A 16,750-nucleotide genomic window follows, 5' to 3' on the forward strand; every position below is an offset into this window, starting at 1 on the left:
ACGGGATCGCTCCCGCCGCCCTTCAGTCTTTTTACGCTACCGCGAAGCGCGAGGCGCTCCGCAGCTTAAGCGCTTAGTCCTTGGTGCCGGCGTTCTTCAGCGCGGCGCCCAGGATGTCGCCCAGCGAAGCCCCGGAGTCGGACGAGCCGAACTGTTCGATGGCTTCCTGTTCGTCCTTCATTTCCAGCGCCTTGATCGACACCGAGACGCGGCGCGAGGCCTTGTCCACGGCGGTGATCATGGCGTCGATGCGATCGCCGACGGCGAAGCGTTCCGGACGCTGCTCGTTGCGATCACGCGACAGGTCCGACTTGCGGACGAAGGCCGTCACCGGCGCGTCGTCTTCACCGAACTTGACCTCGATGCCGCCCGACTCGATCGACGAGACGGTGACGGTGATCTGCTGGCCGCGGCGATAGGTGTCGCCCTCGCCGATCGGATCGCCGCCCAGCTGCTTGATGCCCAGCGAGACGCGTTCCTTCTCGACGTCGACGTCCAGGACCTTGGCCTTGACCATCTCGCCCTTGCGGTAGCGCTGGATGGCTTCTTCACCCGAGACCGACCAGTCGAGGTCGGACAGGTGCACCATGCCGTCGATGTCGTTGTCCAGGCCGATGAACAGGCCGAACTCGGTGGCGTTCTTGACTTCGCCCTCGACGGTCGAGCCGATCGGGTTGTTGGCGACGAAGGCGTCCCACGGATTGTCCTGAGCCTGTTTCAGGCCCAGCGAGATGCGGCGCTTGGAGGCGTCGACGTCCAGGACGACCACGTCCACTTCCTGAGAGGTGGAGACGATCTTGCCCGGATGGACGTTCTTCTTGGTCCAGGACATTTCCGAGACGTGCACCAGGCCCTCGACCCCGGCTTCCAGCTCCACGAAGGCGCCGTAGTCGGTGATGTTGGTGATGCGGCCCGTGTACTTGGCGCCGACCGGATACTTGGCTTCCACGCCGTCCCAGGGGTCCGACTGCAGTTGCTTCATGCCCAGCGAGATACGTTGGGTGTCCGGGTTGATCTTGACGATCTGGACCTTGACGCTGTCGCCGACGGCGAGGACTTGCGACGGGTGCGAGACGCGCTTCCACGACATGTCGGTGACGTGCAGCAGGCCGTCGATGCCGCCCAGGTCCACGAAGGCGCCGTAGTCGGTGATGTTCTTGACCACGCCGTCGCGGACTTCGCCCTCTTGCAGCTGGCCGACCAGCTCGGTGCGCTGTTCGGCGCGGGCTTCTTCCAGGATGGCGCGACGCGAGACGACGATATTGCCGCGCGGACGGTCCATCTTCAGGATCTGGAACGGTTGTTCCTTGCCCATCAGCGGGCCGACGTCGCGCACCGGGCGGATGTCGACTTGCGAGCCGGGCAGGAAGGCCGAGGCGCCGCCCAGGTCGACGGTGAAGCCGCCCTTGACGCGACCGACGATGGCGCCGTTGACCGGCTGACCTTCGGCGAACACGACTTCCAGACGGGTCCAGGCTTCCTCGCGGCGGGCCTTGTCACGGCTGATGACGGCTTCGCCAAGGGCGTTTTCGACGCGCTCGAGGTAGACCTCGACGTTGTCGCCGACCTTCGGCAGCTTGGCGTCTTCGCCCTGGCCGAATTCGCGCATCGAGATGCGGCCTTCGGTCTTCAGGCCCACGTCGATGATGACGATGTCTTTTTCGATGCCGACGACGCGGCCGTGGACCACTTGGCCTTCGCCGAAGTCGCGGCCCTGCAGTTGTTCGTCGAGCAGCGCGGCGAAATCGTCGCGCGAGGGGGAGAGGGTGTCAGTCATGAAGCTGAAAAGCATTCCGTAGGGGCTATGGCGCGCGACCGGACGGCCCCGCGCGAGGTGGACGCCACTGACACAGCAAGCCGCTGCGCCGAGGCGATAGGGAAAGATAGGCAGGTCGTCAGGATGCGAGGCCGTTCAGAACGATCAGGACGCCCGCGGAAGCCGAGGGTGGACGCGTTGGATTTGCGAAAAAGGTCAGAGACCGTGTTTCGCGCGCGCCGCCTCGACGATACGGCGGGCCGCATCGAAGGCCGCCTCTATACCCATGTCGGTGGTGTCCAGCAAGACCGCGTCTTCAGCCTGGATCATCGGGGCCGCGCCGCGACCGGCGTCGCGTTCGTCCCGGCGCTGGATGTCGGCCAGCATCTCGTCGAAGCCGATGTCGAAACCGCGCGCCATCAGCTGTCTCCAGCGACGGTCGGCCCGGGTCTCGGGCGCGGCGGTGACGAACAGTTTGGCCGGGGCGTCCGGGGCGATCACCGTGCCGATGTCGCGCCCGTCCAGAACCGCGCCCCCGGCCTGGGCGGCGAAGGCCTGTTGCAGGTCCAGCAGGGCCGCGCGAACGCCGGGATGGCCGGCGACGCGACTGGCCGCCTCGCCCGCCTCGCCGGTGGTCAGCCGGGGGTCTTCGGACACGTCGGCGGCGTCCAGAGCCCGGGCGACCTGGGTCGCGGCCGCCTCATCGTCCAGCGAACCACCGGCCTCCAGCAGTTTGACGCCCACAGCGCGGTACAACAGGCCGGTGTCCAGATGCGGCAGACCATAGGTCTGCGCCAGCCGCGCGGCGATAGTGCCCTTGCCCGAGGCGGCGGGGCCGTCGACGGCGATGATCAGCGGCATCAGGCGGCGGAGTCCACACGAACGGGGGCAAGGCGCAGCCCCAGGGCCTGCATCACCTTGAAGATGGTCGAAAGCTCAGGCCGTCCCTCTTCGCTGAGCGCGCGGTAAAGGGCCGTGCGCGACAGGTCGGCGTCCTGAGCCATTTTCGTCATGCCCTTTGCCCGCGCCACAGCGCCCAAGGCTTTGGTGATGATGCGCGGATCGCCGAACTCGGCGGCGTCTTCGAACGAGGACACCAGATACTCCTCCACCGCTTCCGGCGTGTTCAGGTAGCGGGCGGGATCGAATTCGATCAGCGGCTCAGTCATTTCGATACTCCTCAGCCAGCCGTTTCGCCTCGACGATGTCGCGGTCCTGACTCGACTTGTCGCCTCCAGCCAACAGAATGACCCAGGCCTCGTTCTTCTTCATCGCATACAGACGATAGCCAGGTCCGTAGGCGATCCTCAGTTCGCTGACGCCCTCGCCCACCGGCTTCACATCGCCCCAGTGGCCGCCCGACAGCCGTTCGAGACGAGTCGTGATCCGAGCGACCGCCCTATGATCGCGAAGCCTGAGAAGCCAGCGATCAAAGACCGGCGTGAAGGTCAGCCTTACAGCCGCATCGTCGTCTATAGGCGACATTTCGTCAAGAGATCCGACCGCCCAGACCGTTCATCATCTCGACGAAGCCGGGGAAGCTGGTGGCGATCATGCCCGGTTCGTCGACGGAAACCGATTGATCGGCGGCCAGACCCAGGACCAGGTGGCTCATGGCGATACGGTGATCGTGGGCGGTGTGGACGGTCGCGCCGCCCGGAACCGAGGCGGCGCCCGTGACGATGAAGCCCTCGGGTTCTTCCTCGACCGGCACCCCGCAGGCGCGCAGACCCTCGACCATCAGCGAGATCCGGTCGCTTTCCTTGACCCGCATCTCGCCCACGCCGCGCATGACGGTAACGCCGTCGGCAAAGGCCGCCGTCGCGGCCAGGATCGGATATTCGTCGATCATGGAGGCGGCGCGCGCCTCGGGCACGACCACGCCTTTCAGGGCCGAATGTCGGGCGGTGATGTCGCCGACGTCCTCGCCGCCGGCCTGACGCCGGTTGGTGATGGTCAGATCGGCGCCCATCTCGATCCAGGTGTCGAACAGGCCGGTGCGCAGGGGGTTCAGCATCACCCCTTCGACCGTCACGGCTGAACCCGGAACCACCAGGCCCGCCGCCAGGGGGAAGGCGGCCGAGGACGGATCGCCCGGCACGGCGACGAAGGTCCCAGTCAGGGCTTGGCCGCCCTTCAGGGTGACCGTCCAGCCCTCGCCCACCTCTTGCACACCGACCTCGGCGCCGAAGGCGCGCAACATGCGTTCGGTATGGTCGCGGCTCTTTTCAGGCTCGGTCACCGAGGTGACGCCCTGGGCGTTCAACCCGGCCAGCAGGATAGCCGACTTGACCTGGGCCGAGGCCACGGTCTGCACATAGTCGATCGCCGTCAGCGCCCCACCGGTCAGGGCGACCGGCAACCGGTCCTCGGCCGCCAGCCAGCCGAACCGGGCGCCCATGTCGGCCAGGGGGCCGGTGACGCGCTTCATCGGCCGTTTCCGCAGCGAGGCGTCGCCGTCGAAGGTCGCCGTCAGCCCATAGCCGGCGGCCGCCCCCATCAGCAGGCGCACACCGGTGCCGGCGTTGCCGCAGTCGATCACAGATGCGGGTGTTTTGAAGCCCCCCGCCCCTTCGATCCGCCATTTGCCGGCGCCGGTCCGCTGGACCTTGGCGCCGAAGGCTTCGACCGCACGGGCGGTGGCCAGGACGTCGTCGCCTTCCAGCAAACCCTCGACCTCGGTCACGCCGGAGGCCATGCCGCCCAGAATCATCGAGCGGTGTGACATCGACTTGTCGCCGGGCGCGCGGACCGTTCCAGCAAGGGCGTCAGAGCGTCTGGCGGTCAGTTGAGTCGGCATATTCACCCGCTTCAGGCTGTGTTGGGGAGGGAGCCGCGCGGGCCGCGCGAAAGACAGCTTTTGACAGCGGCTCCTAGGGGTGGCAAGGGACCGCCCCGAATTCAACCCGTTGAAAGTTCCAAACGTGGCCAATCCCGAACTGGGCGCCAAACAGGTTTGCCCGAACTGCCAGGCTAAGTTCTACGACCTGAACCGCCGCCCCGCCCACTGCCCCAAATGCGGCACGGACTTCGATCCCGAAGAAGCCCTGAAGCTGCGCAGCCGTCGCGTTCGTCCCGGCTATCCCGCCGACGACGAAGAGACGGAAGATCAGGTCAAGGACAAGAAGGCCGAGTCCGACGAGGACGAGGAAGAAGAAATCCGGGCGCCGGAGATCGACGAGGAAGGCCACGAGCCGATCCTCACGCCCGACGACGATGACGACACCCCCGCCGATGCTTCGGAAGAAGCCGGCATGGGCGCCACCGACGGCGACGACGACGACCTCGGCGACGATGACGACGACTCAGTGCCGTTCATCGAAGACGACGACGATGACTCCATCGAGGACGAGATCGCCAAGCCGTCGCGCGACGACGACTGATTTTTTTGTTGCGTCAGCCGCGTTTCCCTTTAGGGGAGACGCGGCAGGCCAGCGGCCTTTCGAACCTCTGTTGGGTTTGAAATCGCTGCTGTTTTTCACATCCGGAACCGATGTGAAAATAAATGTCGAAACGGGCTTGATCGAAAAAAAGCTCTGACATAGGTTCCGCCGCCTCGCCGGGGGCCATCGCAAGATGAACCGGGCGAACCAGACCGCAAGGTCCGGGGCTTTAGCTCAGTTGGTAGAGCGCTTGCATGGCATGCAAGAGGTCAGCGGTTCGACTCCGCTAAGCTCCACCAGTTTCCAGAAGCCCGGCTGCGAAGGCAGCCGGGCTTCGTTGCATCTGGAGCTCAAGCACCCCCGCCGAAGCGGAACTGAAGGCGGCGTCAGTGTGCAGCCTTGGCCCTCGTCCGGTAGGCATGAAGCAAGGGCTCGGTATAGCCGTTCGGCTGAGCCGCGCCCTCGAACACCAGGGCGCGGGCGGCCTGGTAGGCCAGGCTGGCGTCCGGATCGGGGGCCATGGGACGGTATAGAGGATCGCCGGCGTTCTGGGCGTCGACCTTGGCCGCCATGCGTAGGAAGGCCGCATCCACCTGCTCGGGGGTGCAGACCCCGTGCAGCAGCCAGTTGGCGATATGCTGCGAACTGATCCTCAGGGTCGCCCGATCCTCCATCAGACCGACGTCGTGGATGTCGGGCACCTTGGAACAGCCGACGCCCTGGTCGATCCAGCGGACGACATAACCCAAGATGCCCTGGGCGTTGTTGTCTAGCTCGGCCGCCACCTCGTCCTCGGACCAGTTGACGCCGTGGGCCAGGGGCGGGGTCAGCAGGGCCTCCAGCCCCGGCGTCGGGCGGGTCGCCACCTCGGCCTGGACGGCGAAGACGTCCACAGCGTGATAATGGAGCGCGTGCAGGGTGGCGGCGGTCGGCGACGGGGTCCAGGCGGTGTTGGCGCCGGTGCGGGGATGGGCGATCTTCTGCTCCAGCATATCGGCCATCCGGTCGGGCGCGGCCCACATGCCCTTGCCGATCTGGGCCTTGCCGGACAGGCCGCACTTCAGGCCGATGGCGACGTTGCGCGCTTCATAGGCGGTGATCCAGGCGCTGGACTTGATGTCGGCCTTCCGCACCACCGGCCCGGCCTGCATGGCGGTGTGGATCTCGTCGCCGGTGCGGTCCAGGAAGCCGGTGTTGATGAAGACGATCCGATCCTTCACCGCATGGATACAGGCCGCCAGATTGGCCGAGGTGCGGCGTTCCTCGTCCATCACCCCCACCTTGATCGTGTAGCGCGGCAGGGCCAGCAGATCCTCGACCGCGTCGAACAGCCGGTCGGTGAAGGCGCATTCGTCCGGCCCGTGCATCTTGGGCTTGACGATATAGACCGATCCCGTCGCGCTGTTGCCGAAAGCCCCGAGGCCCTTGATGTCATAGAGGGCGATCAGGCTGGTGACGACGGCGTCCATGACGCCTTCGGGCGCATCGGAGCCGTCGGCCAGGCGGATGGCCGACGTGGTCATCAGATGGCCGACGTTGCGCACGAACAGCAGGCTGCGGCCCTTCAGGGTCACGTCGCCGCCCTGGGGCGCGGCCCAACGGCGGTCGGGCTCCAGCGTGCGGGTCAGGGTCTCGCCGCCCTTCTTGAAGGTGGCGGCCAGGTCGCCGCGCATCAGGCCCAGCCAGTTACGATAGGCCTCGACCTTGTCCGCGGCGTCCACGGCGGCGACCGAGTCCTCCAGATCAACGATGGTGGTCAGGGCCGATTCCAGCACCACATCGGCCAGGCCCGCCGCATCAGCGCGGCCGACCGCGTGAGACCGGTCGATCACCAGTTCGATGTGCAGGCCGTGGTGCGCCAGCAGGATCGACGACGGCGCAGCCGCGTCGCCGCCGAAACCGATGAACTGGGCCGGATCCTTGAGCGCAGGCGTCAGGCCGCCCTCGACCACCGACCAGCCGGCGACATCGGCGTGCGACCCGTCGGCCAGGGGCGCGGCTTGATCCAGAAACGCCTTGGCGCGGGCCACGACCCGGGCGCCGCGCGCCGCGTCATAGCCGCCGCCGGTCGGCAGGTCGCCCAGCGCGTCCGTGCCGTACAGGGCGTCGTACAGGCTGCCCCAGCGGGCGTTGGCGGCGTTCAGCAGGAACCGCGCGTTCAACACCGGCACGACCAGCTGCGGCCCGCCCATGCGGGCGATCTCGGCGTCCACCCCGCTCGTTCCGATGGCGAAGGGCGCCGGCTCATCGACCAGATAGCCGATCTCGCGCAGGAAGGCCTGGGAGGCGGCCCCGTCATAGGGCTGACCCCGTCGCGCGGCGTGCCAGGCGTCGATCCGGGCCTGAAGATCGTCGCGCCGGGCCAGCAGGGCGCGGTTGTCCGGTGCGAACCGCGCGAAGACCTGCGCCGCTCCCGCCCAGAAGCCCGCCGCATCCAGCCCCAGTCCCGGAAGGACCTCCTGCTCGATCAAGGCCACGAGCTCGGCCGCGACCTGCAATCCGGCGCGATCTTCATAGGTGGTCATGGCGGCCCTTCTCCGGCGACGGCCGGGCTGTAACAATGCGTGATCACGCTAAGCCGACCAAGCGGACCTTCGCAAGGGTCACGTCGCGTCAGGCGGGTCGCTTTTCGTTGAGGGGGCCGGCTTGCGGTCCGCGCGCGCGACGTCATGATCCGGTTCATGACCCTGTTTCGCCCCCTTCGACTCTACAGCGTCCTGTTCGCCAGCCTTGGGGTGATGATCCTGGTCACCGTGTCGACCCCCGCCGTGGAAAGCGCCCTGACGCGCATAGCCTATGGCTGGATCGCCGGGGTCGCGATCTTCATCGCCGCCACTCTGGTGCGAATGGCCCTGGCGCAGGACGCCGACGCGATCCGCAGACGGGCCGCGGCCCTGGACCAGACCGGCGCGGCCGTGCTGCCGCTCAGCCTGCTGGCGGCGGCGACCAGCATCATCGTCGTGATCGGCGAGGCGCGGGCCGGCGGATCTCCCCTACGAGACGGCCTGTTGGCCCTGGCGACGGTCGCTCTGTCTTGGACCTTCATCCACCTGATCTTCGCGCTGCACTACGCCCACGCCTTCTATCAGCGGGGCGAAGGGGAACAGGACAGGGGCGGACTGATCTTCCCCGGCGAGACCCGGCCCGACTATTGGGATTTTCTGCATTTCGCCCTGATCATCGGCGTGGCCTGCCAGACGGCCGACGTCCAGATCGCCGATCGGGGAATCCGGCGGCTGTCCAGCGTCCACAGCCTGACCGCCTTCGTGTTCAACACCGTGATCGTGGCGCTGGCGGTCAATCTGGCGGTGGGCGGGCTGGGCGCAGGCTAGAGGTTCCACCCCGGTCGGTCACAAAGGCTTAACCGCGTCCGTGAACCGGACCGCAAGCGAACTGTCGTAAATCGGACAGCACGGACGACATCGCGTCCGGTTCGCCAGAAGCGTTTGGTCCATGCTGTTTCTTCTCAACGACGTCGTGTTCGATCTGGACGAGGCCTGCCCGGTCACGCCCGCCGACGCGCGCCGGTTCGAGAAGCTGGGCTTCGACTATGTGCTGGAACTGGGCTGCGAACTGTTCGCCGAGGATCCGCTGCTGCACCGCACCGACCCCGAGCGGGCGCGTCGCCTAGCCTGGCTGATCGCCGAGCGCAGCCCGGACGTCAACGCCGCCCTGTTCGCCGCGCCGGCCGCAGGTTGCAACCCCGACCTGGTCGAGCCGCGCTTCTGCACCCTGCCCGACGCGGTGATGAACCAGTTGCACGACAAGGGCCGTCGCCTGGACGCGATCGCGGCCGATCGCGCCGTATGGAACCGTCTGGCCGCCTGACGCCGGCTGGCTTAAACTGCCTCAGAGCGCCCTGAACAGGACGTGCACGAGCGTCGCGACGACGAAGATGAAGCCGAAGCCCATCACCAGGCCCACGGCCGGATGCATCTTGCGGGGGTGTTCTAAGCGAGACCGGTCGAGACCGGAAACGCGGTCTTCAGGATGGATCACAGCCATCGTCTTTTCCTTTCCCTATGGTCCCGGTTTGACCCGGGAGGGGAGCGTCGGGCTCTGACGGCCTGATCGTCCTCCAACTCGACCATGACTCCAATAGCCCCTGATGGCGAGGGGTTATTTGATCTGCGGCAAATGGCGCGCAGAGGGCGGGTTTTTTCGCGCGATCTGCACACGGCCCTTTACGATCCCGCACAACCTTTGCGACAACGCGGGGGTCGGGGGAGACGGGATGGCTTCAGTCCCGTTCGGCGCGGATGGGGAACAAGCGATGAAACGATCGGGACTGGGCGCCCTATTGGCGGCCGCCTTGGCGACGCTGGCGCTTTCGGCGACGGCCGCGCGCGCCGAGTGGCTGAAGGCCGAAAGCGAACGCTTCATCGTCTACAGCGAGGGCAACGAGCGGTCGCTCCGAGACTATGTTCAGAAGCTTGAGACCTTCGACCGGGTCATGCGCTACCGGTCCGGCTTCCCGATGAGCGAAGCGCCGGCCCGCAAACTGCCCATCTATCTGGTCAACTCCAGGTCCGGCCTGCTGCGGGTGCACCTCGCCACCGCAAAACATGTCGTCGGCACCTATTTCCCGACGTCCGAAGACATATTCGCCGTGGCGATCCGCGGCGAGAACGACGAAGTCCTGCTCCATGAATACGTCCACCATTTCATGCTGGGCAGCATGCCGGCCGCCTATCCCGGCTGGTTCGTCGAAGGGTTCGCCGAATACTACATGACCGCCGATATCGACGGCGGCAGGATTCAGGTGGGCGGCTATAGCGAAAACCGGGCCTATTGGCTGGTCAACGGCGACTGGATCCCGCTGGAGATGCTGCTGCGATCGCGACCCGGCGACATCACGCGCAGCAGCTATCGCGAAACCTATTATCCGGTCGCCTGGTTGCTGACCCACTGGTTCTTCAGCGACCCCGCGCGTCTTCAGCAGTTGGGCGCCTATCTGACCGCCGTCTCCGAAGGCGCCGACCCTGTCGAGGCCATGGAGACCGCGACCGGCATGACAATGGGTGAGTTGCGCTCCGCCTTGCGTCGATACCTGAACCAAAGGTCGCTGGTCGTGCGGGTCATCACCGGCGACTTCCCGCCTGCGGAAATGACCGTGACCCGCCTGCCCCGTTCGGCGAACGACCTGCTGCTGATCAATCAAAGGCTGAAGATCGGCGTGGAGGACGAGGATCGGGCCGCCCTGGGGCAGGAGGTGGCGAGCATCGCCGCCCGCCACGGCGACGACCCCCTGGCCCTGCTGGCGGCCGGCCACGCCGGCATGCATTTCGGCGACCGCCCCGCCGGCGAACGCGCCCTGCAACGGCTGATCGAGCTGGAACCCGACAATGTCGAGGCGCTGCAGTTCCTGGCCCAGGAGCGCCTGCGTCAGGCGCGCGATGTCGAGGAGCCGGCTGAAAGGATCGCCTTGAAGCGCCAGGCGAGAGACTATCTCAGCCAGGCCTACGCCGCCGCAGAGAACGATTATCGGACCCTGATGCTGGTCGGCGAACTGCGGAGCGGGGAGCCCAGCTATCCCAACGAAAATGACCTGCTGACGCTGGGGCTCGCCTTCGACCGGGCGCCGCAGTTGGCCGAGGTCCGCCTGGCCTACGCCAGCGCCCTGATCGCGACCGAGGACAAGGAGACCGCGCTTGCCCTGCTGGCGCCCCTGGCGAACAATCCGCACGGCGGCGGCGCGGCGGACTATGCGGCGCGGATCATAGCGGCACTGAAGAATGGAGACGCGCTCCCCTCGCCGGACTCCGAGGTCACATCCGAAGATGAAACCCCGCCCGAGCCCGAAGACGATCCTGAATCGCCTCCGGCGCCCGCCAACGAGTGACTTTCGCGGCCGGGCGCGCTAGTCGCGCGCCATGACACTGACACTGCCCGAAGAAGCCGCCAAGTCTTCAAGGACCCTCGCCGCCGAGGCGGCGAGGCGCCGGACCTTCGCCATCATCGCCCACCCGGATGCGGGCAAGACGACCCTGACCGAGCATATCCTGCTGGCCGGCGGCGCCATTCGCGCCGCCGGGGCCGTGCGAGCGCGGGGCGAGAACCGGCGGACGCGGTCCGACTGGATGAAGATCGAGAAGGAGCGCGGCATCTCCGTCAGCGCCTCGGTCATGACGTTCGAGCACGACGGCAAGATGTTCAACCTGCTCGACACGCCGGGGCACGAGGACTTTTCCGAAGACACCTATCGCACCCTGACCGCCGCCGACTGCGCCATCATGGTGCTGGACGCCGCCAAGGGGATCGAACCGCAGACGCTGAAACTGTTCGAGGTCTGCCGCCTGCGCGACATTCCGATCATCACCTTCATCAACAAGCTGGACCGAGAGGCCCAGGACCCGATGACCCTGCTGGACGACATAGCCAGCCGCCTTCAGTTGGACCCGGCGCCGATCTGGTGGCCGGCTGAGAGCGGCAATCGTCTGCGCGGCATGGTCGAGGTCGGCACCGGCCGGTTCCAGCCCTATACCCGCAAGATCGCCGGTTCAGCCGAGGATCCCGAACACCCCGCCGCCCTGCCGCTGGACCAGGCGGCGCAATATTTCGAGGCGGGCGAGCAGGACAACCTGGCCGAGGCGGTCGAACTGGTCGAGGGCGGCTATCCGGCCTTTGACCGCCAGGCCTTCCTGGAGGGCCATATGACCCCGGTCCTGTGGGGGTCGGCCCTGCGCCATTTCGGCATCGACGAACTGCTGAAGGCCATCGGCGACTGGGCCCCGGCGCCCAAGGTGATGAAGGCCAGGAAGGAATCCCCGCCCGAGACCCGCAACGCCCCCGCCCCCGTCGATACGGTGGTCGAGCCCGGCGCCGACGAGGTCACCGGCTTCGTCTTCAAGGTCCAGGCCAATATGGACCCCAACCACCGCGACCGGATCGCCATGTTCCGCATGGCCTCGGGCGCCTTTAAGCGCGGCATGAAGCTGAAGGTCCAGAACACGGGCAAGTCCCTGTCGGTCAATGCGCCGATCATGTTCTTCGCCAGTGACCGCGAACTGGCCGACGACGCCTTCGCCGGCGACGTGATCGGCATTCCGAACCACGGCGTGCTGCGGGTCGGCGACAGCCTGTCGGAGAGCGGCGTGGTCCGGTTCGCCGGCCTGCCGAACTTCGCGCCTGAAATCCTGCAACGGGTGCGGGTCAAGGATCCACTGAAGGCCAAACACCTGAAGAAGGCGCTGGAAGGCCTGGCCGAGGAAGGCGTGACCCAGCTGTTCCGCCCCGAGATCGGGGCCGACTTCATCGTCGGCGCCGTGGGCCAGCTGCAGTTCGAGGTCATGGCCGACCGGCTGGGCGAGGAATACGGCCTGGACGTCGTCTTCGAACCCAGCCCCTACGCCGAGGCCCGCTGGGTCAACGGAAGCGATGCGGACATCGAGGACTTCTCGGGCAAATACCGCCCGCAGATGGCCCGCGACATCGACCAGGCTCCGGTCTTCCTGGCCAAGTCGAGCTGGGAAACCGGCTATGTCGGCGAACGCTTCCCCAAGGTGGCCTTCACCAAGACCAAGGAGCGGGGTTAGCCCCGCGCCATCGCCTCCTGGATCACCGTCGTCGACTTGTCCGGCCCCAGGCCGTAGGCGACGGCGGCGCGGTATTTCCCGTCCGGCCCCATCAGATAGACGGTCAGGGAGTGGTTCATCGTATAGGCCTCCCCCTCGCCGACCTTCTCGTAATAGGCGCGGTAGGCCTTGGCCGCCTGGGCGACCTGGTCCGGCGTGCCCGTCAGGCCGATGGTCCCCCTGGGGAAGCCGTCTGAGGACAGATAGTCCTTCAGCTGCTGGGGCGTGTCGCGTTCGGGGTCGATGCTGACGAAGACGATCTGGAGGTCGTCGGCCTTGTCGCCCAGCCGCTGCTGCACCGCCGCCATCTCGGCCAGGGTGGTGGGGCAGAACTCGGGGCAGTAGGTGAAGCCGAAGAAGACCAGGCTCCATTTGCCGTTCAGCATCGTCTGATCAACGGTTGCGCCGTCCTGGTTCACCAGCTGGAAATCGCCGCCGACCAGGGGCTGGCCGGTGGAGGTGACCTCGGCCGTCGCGGGGGCGCGGCCCGACACCACCACCACGGTGACGATGGCCAGGGCGGCGGCGATGGCGATACAGGCGCCCGCGAACAGCAGGATGGAACGACGCGGCATGACGACCTCTGACGAAAACCTCGGACCCGGTCTATAGAAGGCCCGTGACCTCGACAGAAGACCGCATCGCGCCGCACGCCCCCGCCGGACTGTCCGAGGCCGGATGGGGCGACGCCCCGCGTCGCGGCCGGGGATTTTCGCTACGCACCCTGATCGTCCTGCGCTGGTTGACGATCCTGGGGCAGAGCGCCGCCATACTGACGGCGTCGCAGGGCCTGCACTTCCCCCTGCCGCTCTGGCCCTGCCTGATCGTCATCGCCGTCAGCGCGGCGGTGAACGTCGGGGCCATGGCGCGGGTGCGGCGACTGGAGGCCAGCCTGCCGGACGGCCGGACCACGGCCATCCATCTGGGATTCGACATCTTCCAGCTGGGCGTCCTGCTGGGCCTGACGGGGGGGCTGGAGAACCCCTTCTGCCTGTTGCTGGTGGCGCCGGTGACGATCGCGGCGGCGGCCCTGCCCGCGCGCCAGGCCGTGACCCTGGGCCTGCTGGCCCTGATCGCGGTGGGGGTGCTGTTCTTCTGGTCCGAGCCCCTGCCCTGGCGGCCCTACGAGAATTTCCACCTGCCGCTGCTCTACCGGCTGGGCATGGTCATGGCCCTGGTGACGGGCGTGGTCTTCACCGCCGGCTACGCCTGGCGGGTGGCGGCCGACGCCGAGAAGTTGGAACTGGCCCTGGCCACCACCCAGGACGTCTTGCAACGCGAGCAGCGTCTGGCGGCCCTGGGCGGGCTGGCGGCGGCGGCGGCGCATGAGCTGGGCACGCCCTTGGCGACCATCCAGGTCGTGGCCAAGGAGTTGCAGCGCGCCTCGGCTCCCGACAGCGACGCAGCAGAGGACGCCGCCCTGATCCTGCAACAGGCGGAACGGTGCCGGGGCATTCTGGCCCAGCTGTCGCGACAGCCGGAGGGGGACGACGCCCTGTACGCCGACGTGGCGCTGAAGGCCCTGCTGGAAGAGGTGGTTGAGCCGCACCGGGGCTTTGATCTGGAATTCGAAGTGCTGGTGAAGACCCCGCCCGGCCAGCCCGCGCCGCGCGTGCGCCGCCTGCCCGAGGTGGTTCACGGCCTGTCCACCCTGGTCGAGAACGCCGCCGACTTCGCCGCCTCCACCGTGCGGGTCCAGGCCCAGGTCGACGCCGGCTGGATCGAGATCGCCATCCTGGACGACGGACCGGGCTTTCCCAGCGACATCCTGCCCCGATTGGGCGAGCCCTATGTGACCAGCCGCCCCCACGGCAAGGCGCGCCTGGCCCTGGCGGCCCAGATCGCGGCCGCCGCCTCGGGCGCACGCCTGACCCGGCCGGACACGGCGGTGGCGCCCAGCCAGGGCGGCATGGGCCTGGGCTTCTTCATCGCCCGCACCCTGCTGGAGCGGACCGGCGGCGTGGTCAGCGTGGGCCAGGGCCTGTCCCGGCCGGAGGCCTCGTCCGAGGGGCGCGCCCCCCTGCGCGGCGCCCGTGTGGCGGTGCGTTGGGCCCGCCCGGCGCTGGAAGTCGCCTCATAAACGGTCCGAACCGCACCGACGCCCGTATTGGGTCGAAGCGTCGCAGGCGATAGCTTGATCTTGACCGAACGGCCTTGCGTGCCGACTTGAAGCGGCAGGAGAACAGAATGTCCGAACTCGAGACCCGTATCGCCAGCCTGGCCGACAAATCCTTGCTGTTGCTGGACGACGATCAGGCCCTGCGCACCCGCATGGGCCGGGCGCTGGAATCGCGCGGGTTCGAAGTGACCACCGCCGGCTCCGTCGCCGAGGCCCATCAACTGTTGCGCGACAAGGCCCCGGCCTTCGCCGTGCTGGACATGCGGCTGGACGACGGCAACGGCCTGAAGATCGTCGAGGCGGTGCGCGAGAAGCGCGAGGACGCCCGCATCGTCATGCTGACCGGATACGGCGCCATCGCCACCGCCGTGGCGGCGGTCAAGGCCGGGGCGGTCGACTATCTGTCCAAGCCCGCCGACGCCGACGACGTGGTCAAGGCCCTGCTGGCCACGGCCGACGAGGCGCCCGAGCCGCCGGACAATCCGATGAGCGCCGACCGGGTGCGCTGGGAACATATCCAGCGGGTCTACGAGCTGTGCGACCACAATGTCTCGGAGACCGCGCGCCGTCTGGGCATGCACCGCCGCACCCTGCAGCGGATCCTGGCCAAGCGCGCGCCGCGTTAAGACCTAGCCGGTCTTGCCGAGCAGCCGGCCCAGACGGGCCAGCTGCGGCTTGACCATCGGCATGGTCAGCATGGTCGATCCCACGGCCATCAGCAGCAGGGCGGTGAAGGTCTCGTTGGTGATGATCTGCTTGTCCAACAGGATGTTGGCGAAGATGATCATGATCAGGGCCTTGGTCTGAAGCAGCCAGCCGATGATCGAGGCCTCGCCCTTCTCCCACTTCAGGATCCGGCCGGCCATATGCACCCCGGCCAGCTTGCCCGCCACCGAGGCGACCAGCAGCACCGCCGCCGCCGCGAACACCGCCACGCCGCCGACGTCCCACTGGGTCCGCAAGCCCGTCGACAGGAAGAAGACCGGCATCATCGCCAGCAGGACATGGTTGCGGAACAGGTCCATCCTGGCCTGGTCGAACCAGCGGTGATCCAGCACAGCCCCGGCCAGAAACGCCCCGACCATGAAGTGCAGGCCCGACCAGTCGCCGGCGAAACCGCAGGCGGCCAGCCAGATCAGGGCGACGTACCAGCGGTCCGACTCCGGCAGCCGCTTCATCAGCCGGCGCACCGCCCAGGCCGCCACGGCAAACCCGATCAGGAAGCCGGCCTGACGCCCGACCCTCTCCCAATCCAGCAGGATCAGGGCCAGCACCCCCCAGATGGCGATGTCGTCCAGGCTGGCGTAGCGCAGGATCCGCTGGCCGATCGGCCGGCGCAGGATCTCCAGCTTTTCCATGAACAGGATCAGGATCGGCAGGGCGGTCACGGCGCAGGCCATGCCGATCCCCAGCACCACCTGCCAGGTCTGGCCCTTTGGCCCGGACCAGCCGGGGAATTGCAGCATGCCGAGCGCCGCCAGGGACCCGAGGGCCAGGGGCGCGATCAGGGCCAGGCCCGAGGTGACGGCCGTCTCGCCGCGCTTCTCCCACGCCTGATGCAGATCCAGCTCCAGACCGGCGATGAAAACGAAGATCATCACCGCCCACCAGGCCACGCCGTTCAGGGCCGTGATCACCTGGGGATTGAACACCGTGTCGTAATAGGCCGGAAAGGCCGCCCCCAGCACGCCCGGCCCCAACAGGATGCCGCCGACGATCTGCACCACCACCAAGGGGGCGTAATGATCGGTCTTCAGGCCGCGCCAGACCAGATAGGGCAGGCTGAAGATGATCAGCATGGCGATCAGATACAGCTCGGTCGTATTCATCACATGCGGCATCACACCCCTCCCAAGGCGACGCTTCGCCCCCTGCGCCGCCCCGCCTTGGCCGGCGGATGTCACGCACACGAGACGCC

General features: G+C 67.4%; 16 protein-coding genes and 1 tRNA gene. 8 read left to right on the plus strand and 9 right to left on the minus strand.

Features of this window, described 5'->3' with window-relative positions; translation table 11 throughout:
* Positions 1-73 precede the first annotated feature (73 nt).
* The 5 genes from rpsA to aroA all read right to left on the minus strand — a co-directional run bounded on the left by rpsA (position 74) and on the right by aroA (position 4,556).
* Positions 74-1,777 carry a 30S ribosomal protein S1 gene (gene rpsA, locus OU998_RS16735; protein ID WP_267514774.1) on the minus strand — a complete coding sequence of 568 codons (1,704 nt, stop codon included), beginning with the start codon at positions 1,775-1,777 and terminating at the stop codon, positions 74-76.
* 195 nt (positions 1,778-1,972) lie between these two features.
* The gene (gene cmk / locus OU998_RS16740; RefSeq protein ID WP_267514775.1) at positions 1,973-2,617 is read right to left on the minus strand and encodes a (d)CMP kinase; all 645 of its coding nucleotides are present in this window, start codon (positions 2,615-2,617) and stop codon (positions 1,973-1,975) included.
* Positions 2,617-2,925, minus strand: a complete 309-nt coding sequence (locus OU998_RS16745) for an addiction module antidote protein (RefSeq protein WP_267514776.1) — start codon at positions 2,923-2,925, stop codon at positions 2,617-2,619. Before OU998_RS16745 ends, cmk begins: the two co-directional genes overlap by 1 nt.
* Positions 2,918-3,241 carry a type II toxin-antitoxin system RelE/ParE family toxin gene (locus OU998_RS16750; RefSeq protein WP_267514777.1) on the minus strand — a complete coding sequence of 108 codons (324 nt, stop codon included), beginning with the start codon at positions 3,239-3,241 and terminating at the stop codon, positions 2,918-2,920. The genes OU998_RS16745 and OU998_RS16750 overlap by 8 nt, the downstream gene beginning before the upstream one ends.
* A 4-nt stretch (positions 3,242-3,245) precedes the next feature.
* Positions 3,246-4,556 carry a 3-phosphoshikimate 1-carboxyvinyltransferase gene (aroA, locus tag OU998_RS16755; RefSeq protein ID WP_267514778.1) on the minus strand — a complete coding sequence of 437 codons (1,311 nt, stop codon included), beginning with the start codon at positions 4,554-4,556 and terminating at the stop codon, positions 3,246-3,248.
* A gap of 124 nt (positions 4,557-4,680) precedes the next feature.
* Here aroA and OU998_RS16760 point away from each other — a divergent pair, with 124 nt between their 5' ends.
* Both OU998_RS16760 and OU998_RS16765 read left to right on the plus strand, forming a co-directional pair.
* Positions 4,681-5,139 (plus strand): TIGR02300 family protein, encoded by a 459-nt coding sequence (locus OU998_RS16760; protein ID WP_267516833.1) that lies wholly within the window; start codon positions 4,681-4,683, stop codon positions 5,137-5,139.
* A 223-nt stretch (positions 5,140-5,362) separates the two neighbouring features.
* Positions 5,363-5,438 (plus strand) — tRNA-Ala (locus OU998_RS16765).
* An 87-nt stretch (positions 5,439-5,525) separates the two neighbouring features.
* Here OU998_RS16765 and OU998_RS16770 read toward each other — a convergent pair.
* Positions 5,526-7,664 (minus strand): malate synthase G, encoded by a 2,139-nt coding sequence (locus OU998_RS16770; RefSeq protein WP_267514779.1) that lies wholly within the window; start codon positions 7,662-7,664, stop codon positions 5,526-5,528.
* A gap of 156 nt (positions 7,665-7,820) precedes the next feature.
* Between OU998_RS16770 and OU998_RS16775 the strand changes: the two genes are divergently transcribed.
* A complete protein-coding gene (locus OU998_RS16775) occupies positions 7,821-8,471 on the plus strand; it encodes a DUF1345 domain-containing protein (RefSeq protein WP_267514780.1) in 651 nt (216 codons plus the stop codon).
* A 121-nt stretch (positions 8,472-8,592) separates the two neighbouring features.
* Positions 8,593-8,967 carry a hypothetical protein gene (locus tag OU998_RS16780; protein WP_267514781.1) on the plus strand — a complete coding sequence of 125 codons (375 nt, stop codon included), beginning with the start codon at positions 8,593-8,595 and terminating at the stop codon, positions 8,965-8,967.
* Between the two features lie 21 nt (positions 8,968-8,988).
* On the opposite strand, the gene OU998_RS16785 is transcribed toward OU998_RS16780, so the two are convergent.
* Positions 8,989-9,144 (minus strand): hypothetical protein, encoded by a 156-nt coding sequence (locus OU998_RS16785; RefSeq protein ID WP_267514782.1) that lies wholly within the window; start codon positions 9,142-9,144, stop codon positions 8,989-8,991.
* Between the two features lie 268 nt (positions 9,145-9,412).
* On the opposite strand from OU998_RS16785, the gene OU998_RS16790 reads away from it, so the two are divergent.
* Together OU998_RS16790 and OU998_RS16795 are read left to right on the plus strand one after the other, a co-directional pair.
* A complete protein-coding gene (locus OU998_RS16790; protein WP_267514783.1) occupies positions 9,413-10,981 on the plus strand; it encodes a tetratricopeptide repeat protein in 1,569 nt (522 codons plus the stop codon).
* 31 nt (positions 10,982-11,012) lie between these two features.
* Positions 11,013-12,674, plus strand: a complete 1,662-nt coding sequence (locus OU998_RS16795; protein ID WP_267514784.1) for a peptide chain release factor 3 — start codon at positions 11,013-11,015, stop codon at positions 12,672-12,674.
* On the opposite strand, the gene OU998_RS16800 is transcribed toward OU998_RS16795, so the two are convergent.
* Positions 12,671-13,288: an SCO family protein gene (locus OU998_RS16800; RefSeq protein ID WP_267514785.1), complete on the minus strand. Its 618-nt coding sequence runs from the start codon at positions 13,286-13,288 to the stop codon at positions 12,671-12,673. The two genes, OU998_RS16795 and OU998_RS16800, sit on opposite strands and share 4 nt — an antisense overlap.
* Positions 13,289-13,332: 44 nt before the next feature.
* Here OU998_RS16800 and OU998_RS16805 point away from each other — a divergent pair, with 44 nt between their 5' ends.
* A complete protein-coding gene (locus tag OU998_RS16805) occupies positions 13,333-14,793 on the plus strand; it encodes an ActS/PrrB/RegB family redox-sensitive histidine kinase (protein WP_267514786.1) in 1,461 nt (486 codons plus the stop codon).
* Positions 14,794-14,900: 107 nt separating this feature from the next.
* Positions 14,901-15,458, plus strand: coding sequence for an ActR/PrrA/RegA family redox response regulator transcription factor (locus OU998_RS16810; protein ID WP_267514787.1), 558 nt, complete (start codon positions 14,901-14,903; stop codon positions 15,456-15,458).
* 3 nt (positions 15,459-15,461) lie between these two features.
* On the opposite strand, the gene OU998_RS16815 is transcribed toward OU998_RS16810, so the two are convergent.
* Complete coding sequence (locus OU998_RS16815; RefSeq protein ID WP_267514788.1) at positions 15,462-16,673, minus strand: cation:proton antiporter; 1,212 nt, start codon at positions 16,671-16,673, stop codon at positions 15,462-15,464.
* Positions 16,674-16,750: the final 77 nt, after the last annotated feature.

The sequence above is a fragment of the Brevundimonas sp. SL130 genome (assembly GCF_026625805.1).
Taxonomy (GTDB): Bacteria; Pseudomonadota; Alphaproteobacteria; order Caulobacterales; family Caulobacteraceae; genus Brevundimonas.